The sequence below is a fragment of the Halogranum roseipondis genome (assembly GCF_059695585.1).
The window spans coordinates 1,003,352-1,019,201 of record NZ_CM185235.1; the positions used below are offsets into that span (position 1 = coordinate 1,003,352).

The 15,850-nt window shown below is 69.1% G+C and carries 22 protein-coding genes; 11 read left to right on the forward strand and 11 right to left on the reverse strand.

The window, feature by feature from the left end; genetic code table 11:
* Positions 1–7 precede the first annotated feature (7 nt).
* Positions 8–457: a hypothetical protein gene (locus tag EOHIBHHM_RS05410; protein ID WP_497255351.1), complete on the reverse strand. Its 450-nt coding sequence runs from the start codon at positions 455–457 to the stop codon at positions 8–10.
* Positions 458–546: 89 nt separating this feature from the next.
* Between EOHIBHHM_RS05410 and EOHIBHHM_RS05415 the strand changes: the two genes are divergently transcribed.
* Positions 547–699, forward strand: coding sequence for a hypothetical protein (locus EOHIBHHM_RS05415; protein WP_497255353.1), 153 nt, complete (start codon positions 547–549; stop codon positions 697–699).
* A gap of 42 nt (positions 700–741) precedes the next feature.
* Here EOHIBHHM_RS05415 and lrp read toward each other — a convergent pair whose 3' ends face one another.
* Entirely contained in the window at positions 742–1,200 is a 459-nt protein-coding gene (gene lrp / locus EOHIBHHM_RS05420; RefSeq protein ID WP_497255355.1) for an HTH-type transcriptional regulator Lrp, read from the reverse strand.
* A gap of 126 nt (positions 1,201–1,326) precedes the next feature.
* On the opposite strand from lrp, the gene glnA reads away from it, so the two are divergent.
* Positions 1,327–2,691, forward strand: a complete 1,365-nt coding sequence (gene glnA, locus EOHIBHHM_RS05425) for a type I glutamate--ammonia ligase (protein WP_497255357.1) — start codon at positions 1,327–1,329, stop codon at positions 2,689–2,691.
* Positions 2,692–2,720: 29 nt separating this feature from the next.
* On the opposite strand, the gene EOHIBHHM_RS05430 is transcribed toward glnA, so the two are convergent.
* The 3 genes from EOHIBHHM_RS05430 to EOHIBHHM_RS05440 form a co-directional block, all read right to left on the reverse strand.
* Positions 2,721–3,611, reverse strand: a complete 891-nt coding sequence (locus EOHIBHHM_RS05430) for a phosphatase PAP2 family protein (RefSeq protein ID WP_497255359.1) — start codon at positions 3,609–3,611, stop codon at positions 2,721–2,723.
* Positions 3,612–3,633: 22 nt separating this feature from the next.
* Complete coding sequence (locus EOHIBHHM_RS05435) at positions 3,634–4,875, reverse strand: YihY/virulence factor BrkB family protein (protein ID WP_497256918.1); 1,242 nt, start codon at positions 4,873–4,875, stop codon at positions 3,634–3,636.
* Positions 4,876–4,959: 84 nt separating this feature from the next.
* Complete coding sequence (locus EOHIBHHM_RS05440) at positions 4,960–6,087, reverse strand: tRNA (guanine(26)-N(2))-dimethyltransferase (RefSeq protein ID WP_497255361.1); 1,128 nt, start codon at positions 6,085–6,087, stop codon at positions 4,960–4,962.
* A gap of 123 nt (positions 6,088–6,210) precedes the next feature.
* Between EOHIBHHM_RS05440 and EOHIBHHM_RS05445 the strand changes: the two genes are divergently transcribed.
* From EOHIBHHM_RS05445 to EOHIBHHM_RS05460, 4 genes are all read left to right on the forward strand, one after another.
* The gene (locus EOHIBHHM_RS05445) at positions 6,211–6,564 is read left to right on the forward strand and encodes a hypothetical protein (protein ID WP_497255363.1); all 354 of its coding nucleotides are present in this window, start codon (positions 6,211–6,213) and stop codon (positions 6,562–6,564) included.
* Positions 6,565–6,636: 72 nt separating this feature from the next.
* Complete coding sequence (locus tag EOHIBHHM_RS05450) at positions 6,637–7,548, forward strand: HVO_0234 family beta-propeller protein (protein WP_497255365.1); 912 nt, start codon at positions 6,637–6,639, stop codon at positions 7,546–7,548.
* Positions 7,549–7,608: 60 nt separating this feature from the next.
* The gene (gene prs, locus EOHIBHHM_RS05455) at positions 7,609–8,469 is read left to right on the forward strand and encodes a ribose-phosphate diphosphokinase (RefSeq protein ID WP_497255368.1); all 861 of its coding nucleotides are present in this window, start codon (positions 7,609–7,611) and stop codon (positions 8,467–8,469) included.
* A 58-nt stretch (positions 8,470–8,527) separates the two neighbouring features.
* Positions 8,528–8,755, forward strand: a complete 228-nt coding sequence (locus EOHIBHHM_RS05460; protein WP_497255371.1) for a DUF7860 family protein — start codon at positions 8,528–8,530, stop codon at positions 8,753–8,755.
* A 32-nt stretch (positions 8,756–8,787) separates the two neighbouring features.
* Here the strand turns inward: EOHIBHHM_RS05460 and EOHIBHHM_RS05465 are convergent, their stop codons facing one another.
* Positions 8,788–9,045 (reverse strand): DUF8151 family protein, encoded by a 258-nt coding sequence (locus tag EOHIBHHM_RS05465; protein WP_497255374.1) that lies wholly within the window; start codon positions 9,043–9,045, stop codon positions 8,788–8,790.
* A gap of 79 nt (positions 9,046–9,124) precedes the next feature.
* Between EOHIBHHM_RS05465 and EOHIBHHM_RS05470 the strand changes: the two genes are divergently transcribed.
* The 4 genes from EOHIBHHM_RS05470 (at position 9,125) to EOHIBHHM_RS05485 (ending at position 11,360) form a co-directional block, all read left to right on the forward strand.
* Complete coding sequence (locus EOHIBHHM_RS05470) at positions 9,125–9,355, forward strand: DUF7860 family protein (protein WP_497255376.1); 231 nt, start codon at positions 9,125–9,127, stop codon at positions 9,353–9,355.
* 14 nt (positions 9,356–9,369) lie between these two features.
* Entirely contained in the window at positions 9,370–10,017 is a 648-nt protein-coding gene (locus EOHIBHHM_RS05475; RefSeq protein WP_497255378.1) for a uracil-DNA glycosylase, read from the forward strand.
* Between the two features lie 114 nt (positions 10,018–10,131).
* Positions 10,132–10,554, forward strand: a complete 423-nt coding sequence (locus tag EOHIBHHM_RS05480; protein ID WP_497255380.1) for an HIT family protein — start codon at positions 10,132–10,134, stop codon at positions 10,552–10,554.
* Between the two features lie 53 nt (positions 10,555–10,607).
* Entirely contained in the window at positions 10,608–11,360 is a 753-nt protein-coding gene (locus tag EOHIBHHM_RS05485) for an AAA family ATPase (RefSeq protein ID WP_497255382.1), read from the forward strand.
* 144 nt (positions 11,361–11,504) lie between these two features.
* Here the strand turns inward: EOHIBHHM_RS05485 and EOHIBHHM_RS05490 are convergent, their stop codons facing one another.
* Complete coding sequence (locus tag EOHIBHHM_RS05490; RefSeq protein WP_497255384.1) at positions 11,505–12,020, reverse strand: DUF7858 family protein; 516 nt, start codon at positions 12,018–12,020, stop codon at positions 11,505–11,507.
* A gap of 171 nt (positions 12,021–12,191) precedes the next feature.
* On the opposite strand from EOHIBHHM_RS05490, the gene EOHIBHHM_RS05495 reads away from it, so the two are divergent.
* A complete protein-coding gene (locus tag EOHIBHHM_RS05495; protein WP_497255386.1) occupies positions 12,192–13,055 on the forward strand; it encodes a transcription initiation factor IIB in 864 nt (287 codons plus the stop codon).
* Here the strand turns inward: EOHIBHHM_RS05495 and EOHIBHHM_RS05500 are convergent.
* Genes EOHIBHHM_RS05500 through EOHIBHHM_RS05515 form a run of 4 tightly spaced genes read right to left on the reverse strand, consistent with a single transcriptional unit; the run spans position 13,034 to position 15,830 of the window.
* Positions 13,034–13,717: a MinD/ParA family ATP-binding protein gene (locus EOHIBHHM_RS05500; protein ID WP_497255388.1), complete on the reverse strand. Its 684-nt coding sequence runs from the start codon at positions 13,715–13,717 to the stop codon at positions 13,034–13,036. The genes EOHIBHHM_RS05495 and EOHIBHHM_RS05500 overlap by 22 nt on opposite strands.
* Entirely contained in the window at positions 13,714–14,574 is an 861-nt protein-coding gene (locus tag EOHIBHHM_RS05505) for a DUF7857 domain-containing protein (protein WP_497255390.1), read from the reverse strand. The genes EOHIBHHM_RS05500 and EOHIBHHM_RS05505 overlap by 4 nt, the downstream gene beginning before the upstream one ends.
* A gap of 30 nt (positions 14,575–14,604) precedes the next feature.
* Positions 14,605–15,495 (reverse strand): DUF7856 family protein, encoded by an 891-nt coding sequence (locus EOHIBHHM_RS05510; protein WP_497255392.1) that lies wholly within the window; start codon positions 15,493–15,495, stop codon positions 14,605–14,607.
* On the reverse strand, positions 15,492–15,830 hold the full coding sequence (locus EOHIBHHM_RS05515; protein ID WP_497255395.1) for a DUF7855 family protein: 339 nt from the start codon (positions 15,828–15,830) through the stop codon (positions 15,492–15,494). The genes EOHIBHHM_RS05510 and EOHIBHHM_RS05515 overlap by 4 nt, the downstream gene beginning before the upstream one ends.
* Positions 15,831–15,850 lie beyond the last annotated feature (20 nt).

Below are 15,850 nucleotides of genomic sequence, written 5' to 3' on the forward strand. Positions count from 1 at the left end.
GGGCTTTTCATCCGCGTTTTGCGAGTGACCGGCGTCTCGTCGCGCCCGCGACGACCCACAGTCCGCCGACGAGCGTGAGCGTCGTCCCCAGCGCGACGAGTCCGAGCCACCCCCCGTACTCGTACAGGACGAGGTCGTACTCCAACGACCCCCACGGGAGAGCGAGCACCGCGTGTCCGAGCGTGGCCAGCCCGCACCCGACCTGCAAGAGGAGTCGCTGGCGCGCGCCGAGTCGGGCGAAGCGTTCGCACGCGGCGAGCGCGACGGCGTCGACCGCGACGACGACCGCCGAGAGTCCGAGCGCGAGGCCGAACGCGGCGAGGAGACCCGCGACGAAACCGTCGCCCCGCGGTCCCGCCGTCGCTGTCGAGAGCGTCTGCCAACTGTACACGGCCGCAGCGAGGCTGGAGCAGAGTCCACCGCCGGCGACGACGACCGAGCGAGTCCGGGGGTCCACGTACGAGAGACACTCTCGACCGAGACGAGAATATATCTTCTCATATGATTCGTCGAAGGATTTAATTCGGAGTTCGTCTCGTATATAGTATGCCCAAACTGCACTGTCCGGACTGCGGTCGAGAGATCGGGATGCACGAACTGCAGGCGAAGACGACCGCGCAGTCCGGCGGCTTCAGCACGCGATACCGGTGTCCGTTCTGTCGGACCGACGTGGAGAACGTCGCCGAGCACTTGGCGTAGTCGTCGCTCGGGACGAGCGGAAAAGGGTGTGAGAACGGCGGACTACTGGTCGATGTCGAGTTCGAACTGCTGGTTCTCGACGACGGCGTTGAGCACGACGCTCGTGTTGGACTCGCGGATGTCCGAGTCCGTGAGCAGCGTCTTGATCTGACGGTTCATCCCGTCGGTGTCTCTGAACTTGCCGATGGCGATGACGTCGTAGTCGCCGGTGACCTCGTAGACCGAGATCATCTGTTTCTCCTGTTTGAGTCGTTCGGTGATGTCCGGGAGTTTGCTCCCCTCCACCTTCAGCTGGAGGACGGCCGTCACGTCGTATCCCAGCGCCTCGTAGTTGACCTTCGGCGTGTACCCCTCGATGACGCCCTCGTCTTCGAGGTCGCGGAGGTGATTCGAGACGGTCGTCACCGAGACGTCGAGTTCCTCCGCGAGGCTTCGGAGACTCGCGCGACCGTCGCCGAGCAGTGCATTGATGAGTTTCGCGTCGAGGTTTTCGTACGTCATTACACCAACGGTCTCCCTGGGGGCATTAGAATTTTACGAATATCCAGTTCTAGTCTGGAGCGACCACGTTTGCACCAGCCGATAAAATCTTTATACTGGGTGTATTCGGTAACGAGTGTCCAGAACATGACGGACGAAAACACCACGCCCGATGGCGGCTTGACAGCGGAAGCCCAGGCCGTCGTCGACGAGATCGAAGACAAAGAAGTCGACTTCCTCCGCCTCCAGTTTACCGACATCCTCGGCACCGTCAAGAACGTCGCCGTTCCGGCCTCGCAGGCCGAGAAGGCGTTCGCCGAGGGGATCTACTTCGACGGGTCGTCTATCGAAGGCTTCGTGCGCATCCAGGAGTCGGACATGCGCCTGACGCCCGACCCCTCGACGTTCGCGATCCTGCCGTGGCGCGACGGCCGCTCCGCGCGTCTCATCTGTGACGTCGTCAACACCTCGACGGGCGAGCCGTTCGAGGGCGACCCGCGGACCATCCTGAAGCAGGCTATCGACCGCGCCCACGAGATGGGGTACATGGTCAACGCCGCCCCCGAACCCGAGTTCTTCCTCTTCGAGGAGGACGAGGAGGGTCGCGCGACCACGAAGACCAACGACGTCGGTGGCTACTTCGACCTCGCGCCGAAGGACCTCGCCTCCGACGTCCGTCGTGACATCATCTACGGCCTCGAACAGATGGACTTCGAGATCGAAGCCTCCCACCACGAGGTCGCCGAAGGGCAACACGAGATCAACTTCGAATACGACGACGCGCTGACCACGGCCGACAACGTCGGAACCTTCCGCACGGTCGTCCGCGCGATCGCCGCCCAGCACGACCTGCACGCGACGTTCATGCCCAAACCCATCCCGCGCGTCAACGGCTCGGGGATGCACACTCACATCTCGCTCTTCACCGAGGACGGCGAGAACGCGTTCCACGACGACGACGACGAGTTCAACCTGTCGGAGACGGCCCACTCCTTCCTCGCGGGCATCCTCGAACACGCCCCCGCCCTCGCCGCCGTCAACAACCCGACCGTCAACAGCTACAAACGGCTGGTGCCCGGCTACGAGGCACCGGTCTACATCGCGTGGTCCGACCGCAACCGCTCGGCGCTCATCCGCAAGCCGGCCGCCCGCGTCCCGGCCGCGAGCCGTATCGAGGCACGCTTCCCCGACCCGTCGTGTAACCCGTACCTCGGACTCGCAGTGCTCATCCACGCCGGTCTCGACGGCATCGAGAAGGATCTGGAAGCGCCCGACCCGGTCCGCGAGAACATCTACGAGTTCGACGAAGAGAAGCGCGAAGAGTACGGTATCGAGACGCTGCCGTCGAACCTCGGCGAGGCCATCGAGGCGCTCGAAGAGGACGAAGTCGTCCAAGACGCACTCGGCGAGCACGTCTACGAGAAGTTCGTCGAGGCGAAGACCCAGGAGTACGACGAGTACCGCATCGACGTCTCCCAGTGGGAACTCGACCAGTACCTCGAGAAGTTCTAACTCGGCCGGTCACCGGTCCGACTCTCTCTTTATCGCCGAACTGCCGCGACGAGCCGCGGGTACGCGACGATGAGCGCGGCCGCTCCCGCGTAGACGACGAGCGTCGCGGCCGACGGGAAGACGGCAGTCGCCTGCCGTGCGCCGACCCAGAGCCCGCCGGCGACCACGAGGCCGACGGCGGCCAGCGGCGGCGAGACGGGCGCGTCGGTGACGCCGACGCGGTGCCACGCGAGGAGGCCGCCGACCGACGCACTCAGCCCCGCGAGCGACTCGCGGAGTTCGATCGGGTGGCCGCCGACGGCGGCGGCGACGGCCGAGAGCGCGGCGACCACAGTGGTGATGGCGAACGCCCGGAGCGGCCGGCCGTCGGCGACGCGGAGCACGACCGCGAGGAAGGTGAGGCCGACGACGGCGCCGACGGTGACGTCGACGAGATAGTGGACGCCCAGCGCGATCCGCGCGAAACTCACGAGGGCGACGAGCGCGGCCGCCACGAGCGCTCGCCGTCGACGGGTCCAGACGTCGAGCAGCGCCGCGAGAGCGCCGTAGACGACGGCCGTCGCGATGGCGTGGCCGCTCGGGAAGCCGAACCCCGTCCCGGTGGCGATGTTGCGGAAGACGGGGACGGCGACCGCCGGGAGCCACGTCGGGGGCGTCGCAGACGCCGCACCCGGCGGTCGCGAGAGCGCGAAACTGCTCTTGAGACCGATCGTCAGCACGAACCCGCCGAGCGCGAGCGCGACGAGGAACGCGCCCGTCCGTCGAGGATCGTCGGCGAGGCGCTCGCTGCCGAGCCAGTAGAGCAGCGTCACCGAGACGAGCAGGAACCAGACGTCGCCGAGTTGGGTGAGGACGGCGAACAGGAACAGCACGCTTTCGGCGGCCGTCGCGACGAGTTCGGAGAGTCCGAAGCCACGCATCACCATCGTCTCATCGGGCCGGTTACTGTCGCTTCTCGCGGACCTTCCCGGCGGCCTTCGCCGGGACGCTGAGGAGGTTGAAGCTCAGCCCGACCATCACGAACAGCGCGTAGAGCCCGAGCGTCGAGAGGAAGATGATGAGCATCGCGGCGATGGCGAGCAGGCCGCTCTCGAACGTGAAGAACGCGCCCAGCGTCAGCACCGTCCCGTAGAGGAGCACGAGGTACGGCCCCCAGCCGCGGGCGTGGCCGCGGCGCATCTTCGCGCGGACGTACCGCTTCATCTCCCGTTCGAGTTCGGGCTTCTTCACCGTCCGTTCGTCGACGTCGTGCTCGAAGGAGTCCAGGTCGGCACGGAGTTCCTCGACGCGGTCTTCGAGTTCGTTGATGTCCGGTGCCCCCGCCGGCTCGACGCTTCGGCGCGTCGTCTCGTCTGTTCGGTCCTCGCTCATGTCCGTCTGGGCGAACTGTCGGCCCGCGGGCTGTTGTAGCTGCCGGTCCGTCACCCGTCCACTCATCACGGCGTTGACGACTGCGCCCGTGAGGAGTAACATCCCGGAGAAGTAGAAGTAGGTGAGAAGCAGGAGGATAGCGCCGACGGCGGCCGCGCCGCCGGAGCCGTCGGAGGTCGACGCACTCGCGTAGATACCGAACCCGGCACCGAGGATGGTCCAGCCGACGGCGGCGAACAGCGTCCCGGGGAGCGCCTCCCGCGGGCTGGCGTCGACGTCCGGCAGGACGTAGTAGAACGGGAAGAACGCCGCACAGAGCGTCGCGAGCAGTACGAGCGGACTGATGAGGCCGATGAAGGGGAGCTGCACGAGCGTCATCACCGACGTGACCGCGCCGATGCCGACGACGCCCAGCCCGATGGCGACGAGGACGACGAGCCCGTCGCGTACCTGGTCGAGCAGGCCGCCGGCCTCGGAGCCGTAGATGCGCGAGAACGCGACGTCGACGCCGCGGAAGATCTTCAGCGCCCCCCAGAGGGTGAGCACGAAACTCACGACGCCGAGACCGCTCTGGGCGTTCTCCGCCTCGAGCGTGTCCTCGATGAGTCCGAAGCTCGCCTCCGGGAGGTTCGTCTCGGCGAAGGTGAGAATGTCCTGTCGCAGGGGATCTCCTCCGAGAAAGAGCGCGACGACGATGGCGAGCACTAACAGTGGAATCAGCGATACGAAGGCGTAGTAGGAGATGCTGGCCGCCATGAACGTCACGTCGCGCTCCTTGATCGTCTGGAGCACGCTCCGTCCGACGGTAACCAGGTCTCCCGGTCCTGAGACGGCTACTGATGACACGCCAGAGCGTTCGGACGGTTGTTATAAGTAACCGACGGCACTCTCGACGGGTTAGCTGTCCGTTTCGGGTTCGGCCGCTTCGCGGATCTCGGCGACGTCCGCGTCGGTCTTGAACGACGTCCCGGTGTAGTGGGCGTGGCTGGCCTCGTAGCCCGCATCTCGGAGATCCGCGAGGAATTCGTCCATCGCGTTCGCGGGGACGTTCCACTGCTTGCACAGGCGGTGTTGGTCGTAGTGGGTCGGCGTGTCGAGTTCGTCGGCGACGGTGTCGAGCAGTCTTCGAGCCTTCTTCGCCTCGCCCATGTCGTCGGTCACCTGCTCGCGGACGGCGCGTGCGAACGCCGAGTCGGCGATCGGACCGAGCCAGATCGGCCCGGCCGTCAGCATCCGGCTGCCGTCGCAGTTCGGACAGCTGTCGAGGGGACGAGAGTGGAGGCCGAACTCGTGGTCGCGGAAGAGACAGTCCTCGCAGTGGTAGACGTGGCCCAGCTGCTCGATGGCGGCGTCGGCGCGGGTCGCCCGGTGGTCGAGTTCGAGGTACGTCCGGGCGTAGTGACGCGAGACGTGCGAGAGGATGGGGACCGCGGCGACGTCGTGGCGGGCGGCGGTGCGGACGAGCGCGGAGACGAGCACTCTGAGCCCCATCTCGGCGTGGTAGTCGGTGTTCTGTGGAACGGTCGAGTACTTGCGAATGCCGCTCTTCTGGTGCGCCCCGCAGAGCGGCGCGGTGTCGGTGGCGGTGACGCAGACGAGGTTGCGGGCGTTGGCGAGGGCGGCGTCGGCGAACGGCATCGGCGTGCCGAACGGGTCGATGTCGATGACGTCGAACAGTTCCTCGTGCACGAGCACGTTGGCGTCTTTCCGAACCGCGCGGCCGGGGAGGTCGTTGCGCGCGAGGTTCGACTCGGCCAGGGAGACGGCGTCGGCGTCGATGTCCGCGCAGGTGACGTCGTAGCCCTCGGCGGCGGCGCGGACGCCGCGGACTCCGCTCGCGGCCATCGCGTCCAGATACGTCTCGACGCGCGGTTCGCGCTCTTCGTAGGCACGGAGCGCCGCGACGGTCACGTCGCGGTTCAGTTCCTGTGTGGGGTTGAAGAACACCCCGTCGCCTGCGCCCTCGCTGGCTCCGTCGCGGGAGGATTGGACCTCCACGTCGACGCCACCCTCGCTGATATCCATGTGACGGCGTCGGACGGCGACGGCGAAAAGTCGCCCGATTAGTCGCTGTGGTCGGTCGGTTCGGTCAGCGTCGCCGTACAGCGCATCGAACCTGTTTTGTCCGGCCCCCCGAAAGCACGAGACGTGAGCGACGAGGAGGGCGCAGACTGGCGAGCGGCGCTCGAAGACGCGGGGCGACTCACCGCGTCGGTAGCCGAGACCATCGTCTCGACCCACGGCGACCGCGGCCTGCGCGCCATCGAGGCCGTCTCGGAGCACCGCGTGAAACAGTACCGCGACTTCACCGTCGTCGTCGGTTACGACGACGAGTACGTCGTCGAGGACGGCGGCTGTACCTGCAAAGACAGCTCGTACAACCTGGACCCCGAAGACCCCGACCAGCGCTGCTGGCACGTGCTCGCCGTCGACATCGCCGAGGCGCTCGACGAGGTGGACCACCACGACATGTGGTACTCCGAGGTTCGGGAGTTCCTGTAGGCTCCGGCGACCGCCTCGACGTGCGCTCCTCCCGCAACACTTTCGCACCGACCGCGAGAACCGTACGCTGAGATGAGTACGGACGACAGCATCGAGGAGAAACGCGTCTACAGCGACCGAGCGGGCAAGGTGGAGGTGTTCGTCGCCACCGAACTCGGAGTCGTCGCCGTCGACGTCTCCGGCGACCGGGTCGGCGAGTTCGGCCTCGACCACCGCTGTACCGCCCGCGACGTCGCGGCCGCGGGCGAGCAGGTCGCCGTCGCCACCGACGAGGACATCGATCTCGCGGTCGGTGACACCGAGTTCGAACCGACCGGGTTCGGCCCGGCCGTCGCCATCGGCTTCTGGGACGGCCAACTCGTCGCCGCCAACGAGGACGGCTGGATCGCCCGCTACGACCCCGACGCCGCCGAGGGCGACGTCGACCTGACCGAGCTCGACGCGGCGGACGCCGACGTCGCCGAGACGCTGGCCTGGAAGACGCTGGGTCGCATCGACACCGTCCGAGCGATCGACGGCCCGCTCGTCGCCGCCGCCGACGGCGTCTACCGCATCGACGAGGACGGGGTGACCCACACGGGGCTCGACGACGTCCGCGACGTGGTCGGGCGCGGCGTCCCGCTGGCGGCGACCGGCGAAGCGCTGTACAGTCTGGGCAACGGCTGGATCGACGTCCTGGAGGGGAACTTCCGGGCGGTCACCGGCGACGGCGCGGCCCGTGCCCACGCTGTCGCGGCGACGACGCTCTACGCCCGCGAGGCCGGCGTCTCCGCGAGTGACGCGAGTGGCGGCTCGTCGGACTCTGCCGACGGCGAGTGGCAGGTGGTCGACCTCCCGACCTCCGACCCGGTCGTCGGCGTCGCGTACGCGACCGACGCCGTCTTCGCCGTCACCGAGGCCGGGACCCTCCTCGTCGACGCCGGCGACGGCTGGCAGAGCCAGGAGCTGGGCGTCCGCGGCGTGGCCGGGCTGGCCGTGCGGTAGTCGTCCGCGCACCCGAACCCAACGAAAACCGGTTTAACGCCGAACGTAGTGGCCTCGCATATGATACTGCCCGGCTCCACCTCACAGGCGCTCGCGGCGACGCTGGCAGACGTCACGGGCGAACCGCTCGCGACCGTCGACTACCGAACGTTCCCGGACGGCGAACGGCTCCTCACGGCCGACGCGCTCGCCGAGGAGACCCCCGAGCGAGCCGTCGTCGTCGCCTCGACGACCACGAGCGACGCCCACCTCGAACTGCTCCAACTGCAGGACGCCGCCCGCGAGGCCGGCGTCGACGAGGTCGTCACAGTTATCCCGTACATGGGGTACGCCCGGCAGGACTCGGCGTTCAAACCCGGCCAACCCGTCTCCGCCCGTGCTATCGCCAAGGCCGTGAGCAGCGGAACCGACCGCGTGCTGCTGGTCAACCCCCACGAGGAGGCGATCGCGGCGTTCTTCGACGTCCCCTGTGAGACTGTCGACGCCGCGCCCGCGCTCGCCGACCCGCTCCCCGCGGGGCTCGCCGACCCGCTGTTCCTCTCGCCGGACTCGGGAGCCATCGACCTCGCCGAAACCGTCCGCGACGCCTACGGCGCGGGCGACGTCGACTACTTCGAGAAGGAACGCGACTACGACACCGGCGACGTCGAGGTCAGTCCGAGCGACGCCGCCGTCGCGGACAGAGACGTCGTGCTCGTCGACGACATCGTCGCCACCGGGTCGACGATGAGCGAGTCGATCGGCGTGCTCCACGACCGGGGCGTCGGCGGCGTGTACGTCACGTGCGTCCACCCGCTCTTGGCGGCCAACGCCCGAACGAAGCTCGCGGCGGCGGGCGTCGAAGCCATCTACGGCACCGACACCATCGAACGCGACGTCTCGGCGGTCAGCGTCGCCGACGCCCTCGCGGCGGAGCTGTAGGCGACGTTCCCACACCCACAACCGTTTTGTCCTCGAACGAAGGACCACAGGACGGAACATGTCCGGTCGCTACGGCGACGTCGACTACCACCGGCTGACGAAGCGGAGCGTCGCCTTCGGCGTCGCGCTCTTCGTCGTCGCGGCCGTCGGCAGGGTCGTCGTCGAGGCGGTGTTCGGCGAACTGACGGGGTGGGAGACCCTGCTGGTCGACGTCGAACTGGTCGGCGTCGCCATCGCCTTCGCCGCCCCGTTCGTCTTCGGCATCGTACTGCCGCTCACGGAGTAGCGTCGTCGAGAACTGAGAGAGGGGGCCGTCGGCTACTGCGCCGTCTCGGAGCCCAGATAGCTGCTCAGACGGGGGAGCAGTTCGGAGTACCCGAACAGATACAGCCCGAAGTAGAAGGCCAGCAGCCCGAACGCGGCGAACCAGAGCGCGAGGAACGTCTCGCCGGTCGCGAGCGTCTGCAGTGCGAGTTCTTCGAGGTAGACGCCGAGCGTCGAGAGCGCACTCGACCCGACGGCGAAAAACAGGATGGCGGCGAATTCCGGCACCGTCTCGACCAGCAGTTCGTACATACACCGAACAGCCCGGTACTGAGTTGTGAGTCTTTCGCTCTCGAAAGTGGTTTCAGCCACCGCCGAACTACTACCGAGCATGGCAGGCCGCTACGGCAACCTCGACTACCCCCGACTGACGAAGACCAGTTTCGCGTTCGGCGTCGCGCTGTTCGCACTCGGCGCGCTCGGCCACCTCGCCGGCAGCGCGTTCTTCGGCCCGCTCCCGGGCTGGGAGTCGGTGCTCCTGACCGACATGGAGATACTCGGCCTCCTCATCGCGTTCTTCTCGCCGATCGTCTTCGGCATCGTGCTGCCGCTGACGGAGTAGTCCCCGCCCTTTCCATGCCACGGCATCCACCACCGGAGGCGCGCAACGCGCTCGAACCGGGCTGTGCCCGCTGTCCGGCGCTCGTCGAGTCTCGGACGTGCATCTCGTGGGGGACGCTCCCCGTCGACGACGGTGGCGAGCCGCTGCCGCCGGAAGCGGCGGACGTCGTGGTCGTCGGTGAGGCACCCGGCGCGGGCGACCCCGACGCGGAGACGTGGAAGGGCGGCAACCACACGGGACTCGCCTACACGTCGCGGCACTCCGGCCGTCGCGTCCGCTCGCTGTTCGAGGCGGTGGGCTACGACGACCGGACGTACTACACGAACGCGGTGAAGTGCTTCCCGAGCGACGGCGAGGGGTCGAACCGGGAGCCGACACGCGAGGAACTCGACAGCTGCCGTCGTCACCTCGAGACCGAGCTCGCGCAGGTCGACCCGGCGGTCGTCGTCGCCACCGGCAAGCACGCCACCGAGACGATGCTCGCCTTCGAGGGGAGGGAAGTCGAGGGCTTTCTGGACACCGTCCTCGACCCGGTCGACTGCCCGTCGCTCGGCGTGACGCTCCTGCCGATCCTCCACCCCTCGTATCAGGAGGTGTGGCTCTCGCGACTCGGCTACACCGCCGAGGAGTACCGCGACGCCGTCGCCGCCCGCTTGCCGTGACGGTGCGCTCGGTGGCGATCACGACCGTCGCGAGCGTTCGGACGACCGTCGCGAGCGCGTGAGCCCTCGCGGACGCGGGAAATCTTCTTACCGGTCGCGGCCGACGCTCGACCCATGTCCGAAGACTGCATCTTCTGTGCCATCGTCGACGGCGACATCCCCGGTCGGATCGTCCGCGAGACGGAGACGACGCTCGCCTTCCTCGACGCCAACCCGCTCGCGCCGGGGCACACGCTCGTCATCCCGAAGGACCACCACGCGCGACTCGACGACCTGCCGGACGACGTCGCCGCCGACCTGTTCGGCGACGTCCACGACCTCGTCTCGCGCGTCGAGGACGCCGTCGACGCCGACGCGACGACCGTCGGCATCAACGACGGCGAGGCTGCGGGACAGGAGGTGCCGCACGTCCACGCCCACATCGTCCCGCGGTTCGACGGCGACGGCGGCCACCCCATCCACGCCGTCGCGGGCGACCGCCCCGACCTGAGCGACGAGGAGTTAGACGAGATCGAGGCGGCCATCGCCGGGTCGTAAGATTCCGTCGCTCGACGAAGAATTTTAATCCCAAGAGCGGGGCATCTCACCCCATGTCCGGAACGACTACTGCGCTCGTCGGCGCGACCGGCGGCACGGGTGTGACCCGTACGGCGGTCGAACTCGCGGCCACGCTCGCACGCGACGGTCGCGACGTCGCCGTCCTCGACGCCGCCTACGCGACACAGGGACTGTCCCAGTACGTCGACGGTCGACTCGACCCCGACCTGACGACGCTCGTCACCGACTGCGAGGACTCGCTCGACGCTGGTCTCGTCGACCTCGACCTCTCGGACGTCGACGGCCGCGTCGCCTGCTGTCCGGCGGCCGCACCGTTCGAACGGTTGGCCCGCGCGAAGACGCCCGAGGCCGCCCAGCGACTGGAAGACCGCATCGACGAGGCCGCCGAGACGTTCGACCACGTGTTCGTCGACACGCCGCCGGTCGCGGCGAACCAGTCGGTCGCCGCCGTCACCGCCGTCGACCGCGTGGTTCCCGTCACGCCGGGAACGCAGCGCGGGGCCGACGCGCTCCAGCGACTGCGCGCCCGTCTCCGCGACGTCGGTGTCGCCGCGGACGCGACGCTGTCGACGCGCGGAGAGATAGTCGACGCCGACGCCGTCGTCCCCGAGAGCGACGTGGTCGCGCCCGACGACGCACCCGCGTGTCTCGACGCGGACGGCGAGTTCGCCGCCGCCGTCGCTGCGGCGGCCGAAGTCGCCGTCGACGAGACGCTGTCGCTGACGTTCGAGGACGGAACGCTATTGGAGACCGTCGAGTCGTACGTCGCCGAGCGGCGAGGCTGAGCGTCGTCAGCGAAGCGACGTCGGGTCGCGACTGGCGAATCTATAGTAGCTCGTGCAACTGTCTGCACACCCGACCGCACGACAGCGGCCAGTCGGGTGTGTGATGACGTGCACTCGTTACTATAGCAGATGCGCCGACCGACGTCACCGGAGCGACCCCGAATCGCTCATCGTCTCGCCCAACGCGTCGCGCTTCGCCACCGTCGCGTTCGTCTCCGGCGCGAGCGACCCCTCGACGGCCTCCTCCAGCGCCGGGACGGCGTCGTGCGTCTCGACGTACGTCGCCAGCGCGAACTCGGCGGGTGTCGCGTCGGTCAACGCGAGCGCGTCCGCACGCGAGAGTTCTCCGGCCAGCCAGTCTCTGAGCACCTCTCGGGCCATCGGCGACAACGGGGTGACGCCCGCGACGCCGCAGCGGTGCAACACCTTCGCGGCCGTCATCGGCGCGACGCCCGCCTCGCGGGCGCTCTCGCCGACGCTCGTACCGGTCGTGTGCGTCTCGACGACCGTCGCCGCCGCCTCGGGGGTACACGGGAACACCTCGGCGTGCGGCTCGAAGCGCGTGACTAGCTCGGCGTCGGTGTCGTCGACGGTCGCCAACCCGCGGTCGCACTGCTCGGTCGTCACCTCGATTCCTGCCGCGATCTCCTCCAATCCCATGACACGCGTTTGAAACCTCATCTAACTAAAGATTACTGGATGTGGACAGTTCCGAACTCCGACCAGCGGAGAGCGTACCGGTCACCGGTACGCTCGACCCGCCGTAGTCGGCCGATCCTCGTCGATCTCTCCCGTCTTTAAATGTCCCATCGGGACCAAGTTCGAGATGTGATGAGCCACGCACGCTCTCCGAACTGTCCGGAATGTGATGGACGACTGAACGCCCACGGCGACGAGACGGTCTGCGGCGAGTGCGGACTCGTCGTCGCCGAGGACCGCATCGACCACGGCCCCGAGTGGCGCTCCTTCGCGGACGACGACACCAACCCCGAACGCACCGGCGCACCGCTGACCCGCTCGCGACACGACCGCGGCCTGTCGACCGAGATCGGCCGGTCGACGCGACTGAAGGGACGGAAGCGGCGGCAGATGGCGCGACTCCGCCGCCAGCACAACCGCGCCCGCATCTCCTCGAAGCGCGAGCGCAACCAGGTCTACGCCTTCACCGAGATCCGACGGCTCGTGAGCCGGCTCTCGCTGCCCGAGCAGGTTCGCGACCACGCCTGTTCGCTCGTCCGCTCCGCGCAGAGCGAGGACATCGTCCGCGGACGGTCGCTCGAGGGGTTCGCCGCCGCGTCGGTGTACGCCGCCTGCCGCGTCGCCGGCGTCTCCCGCACCGTCGACGAGGTGACCGCGGTCGCCCGCGCCGACGCCGACGAACAGCAGGCGGCCTACGACGCGCTCAACCGCGAACTCGGTCTGCCGGTCGGCCCCATCGACCCGGTGGAGTACATCCCGCGGTTCGCGAGCAAGCTCGACGTCGAGTCGACCGCCGAGCGCCGCGCACGAGCACTCGCCGAACGGGCGCGAGAGGAGGGAATCTCGACGGGACGCAACCCGAGCGGCGTCGCCGCCGCCTGTCTCTACACGGCCGCCCGCGAGGCCGACGAGGAGCTCACCCAGCACGAGGCCGCCGACGTCGCGGGCGTCACGCCCGTGACGCTTCGAAATACCTACACCGACTTACAGGACTGAACCGCCGCCGCGAGTTCGCCGATTCCCGCTGCCGCCCGACTCCCGGCCGCCGCGTCGACGACCGGCCTGTTCTCTGCGATCGACTCGCCGACCCGCGGGTCCGCCGGAATCGTCGTCACGGGCGCACCCAGCGTCTCCGCGATCGACTCCGTCGGTGGGTCCTCGACGACGCGGTTGACCACCACGCCGGCCAGCGGCGCGTCGAGTTCGCGGGCGAGTGCTCGCGTCCGCACCGCGTCGGCGAGCGCGAACGGACGGGGAGAGGCGACGAGGACTGCACAGTCGGCGACGGCGAGCGGCACACCCGCGTCGGCGCGCATCCCGGCCGGACAGTCGACGACGACGTCGCCGAACGCTCGGTCGACGCTCCGAAGGGCGCCGGCCAGTTCGGTCACGTCGGCGGCCCGCGCACCCGCGAGCGACCGCCCGCAGGGCAGCAGCCTGACGGTCGAGCCGCCGGCGGCCGACGGAACTGGCCGAACCGCCTCCGAGGGGTCGGCACGCCCAGCCAGCACGTCGTGGAGGTCCGGGCCGCGGTGGGAGGGGAGGTCGGCCATCCCGAGGTCGGCGTCGACGACGACCGCGTCGAGCGCCGCACCGAGGTTGTAGGCGACCGTCGACTTCCCGACGCCACCCTTCCCGCCGGTGACGGCGACGATCACGCCAGCCTCCGCAGCGCCGCCAGCGAGACGTCCGTCGCCTCGGCGCGGTCGGCGAGCGTCTCCGCTCGGTCCGCGAGGATCCGAAGCCGTTCGGCGTCGGCGTCGACCGCCGACTGTAACCCGTCGACGGCGTCCAACCCACCGAGCTCGGCGAGCACCGTCGTCGCCGTCGACACCGAGGGGTCGGTCAGCCGCTCCGCGCGGTCGATTCGCCGCTCCGCCTCTCGGAGCCGATCGGCGAGCGAGTCCGAGAGGCCGACTCCGGGAGTCGACGCGCTCCGGGCCGGCGGCTCCTCGGTCGACGGCTCCTCGGCCGACGGTTCTCCAGTCGACGCCGACGCGACGGCCGACTCGTCTGTGCCGTCTTCGGCGGCTTCCGAACGGAAGAGACCACACGACGACGTTATCTCTCTCGAACGGTCAGTGCCGAAGTCGTCGCCACCGGTCGGGACGGCGTCGCGAGGCGGTTCCGACCGACCCAGTCGACGGACGACCGACTCGGGAGACGGGGGGTCGAACTGCCCCGCTCGGCCGGCTCGGCTCGCTCGTTCCGTTCGCCCCGCTCGCTCTCCGCGGTTCTCGGTCGCTCGCTCGTCGACGACGACGGCGAGTGGGGGGTCACACTCCGGGGCCGGACAGGCGTAGCCGACGGCGACAGTCGACTCCGCGGGGACGACTGTCTCGTACCCCGTTTCGTCCCACCCCGCTTCGGGGACGCCCGCCGTTCGCGGCGGGAGCACCGGTCCGTCGAGGCGGTTCCGCAGTCGCACGCGGCGGGCGACCGGGGCGTCGTTGGCGAGGCGTGCGGCGACCAGCGTCACCGCGTCGAGCGACGTCGTCTCGTAGTCGAGTTGCACACGCCGTCTGGCCGCGGATTCGGATTTAAATCACAGCAGGAGCACGTCGGCGTCGAGTCGCCGCGCCGCCGCCGTCGCGGACTCGAACACCGAAGCCGACACCACGACGGGCGCGTCGAGGTCGGCGAGGCGGACGGCACCGAGCCGTGCCGTCAGGCCGTCGCCGGCGAAGTCGCTCGGTTTCGCGCCGGGAGACACAGCGGCGGTCGTGCCCGGTTCATCCAGCGCATCTAGCGCGTCCAGCGCGTCGACGAACGCCGGGTAGACCGCCTCGGCCAACGACGCCCGCATCCGGCGTTCGAGGTTGGCCGCGCAGTCCTCCAGTTCGAGTCGGCGCTCTCTCGTCTCCCGGGCCTCGGCGGCGCGACGTTCGCGTCGGTCGAGCGCCTGCTCGGCCGCGATCCGCTCGGTCTCGACCTCCGAGAGTCGTTCGGCGGTCTCGGCGAGGTCGCTCGCGACGGCGTCCGTCTCGGCACCCGTCTCGCGGCGTGCGGCCAGTCGCCCGCGCAGCGTCGCCATCCGCTCGCGGAGTCGGTCCTCCTCGGCCCCCGCGTCGGCGACCCGTCTCCGGGCCGTCTCGACGTCCACCTGCGGGACGTCCAGCTCCGCCAACCGCTCGACGACGGCGTCGTACCGTGGCCGCTGTGGGGCCGTCCGCCCCCGGGATCGCGCCGCCGCGGCGAGAGACGCACGGAGCGACCGCTCGCCGTCGTCGACGTGTCCGAGCACGTCGTGCGGCGACGTCGCCGGCGGACAGTTCACCCTCACGTCGCACTCGTCGGGAGAGCGACGGACGCCGCCGTCGCGAACGTTCTCGGTTCGAACCGCAGCGACGACCGTCTCGGCCGACAGCGGCGTCTCACGCAGGTCGACTGCGGGTCCCTCGTACACCGCGTCTGTGGTTTCGACGACGACGCTCATAGCTCGCGGTCGCGCAGCGTCGTCGGGTCGGGGTGGTGGGTACCGGCAGCGAACTTGTCGTAGGGCGTGCTCGGCGTGTCGCGGTTCTCGTACGCGACGGCGGCCTCGCGGACCTCGTCGTCGACGGCCGCGAACTCGTTGAACGGCTCGGTTCGCTCGATCTGCACGTCGCCGCCGTGTTTCGCCCGGAGTCGGAGCGCCAAGAACGCGCCGAACCCCGTCTCCTCGAACAGTGCTGCGCGACCGAACCGCCGGACGACCGTCTCCTCGTGGGTGCGACAGACGTTGCGGAGCGTGCCACGGGCGGCCTGCGAGTACGTGACGACCAACAGCACGCAATCTGCTATCGAGTTAA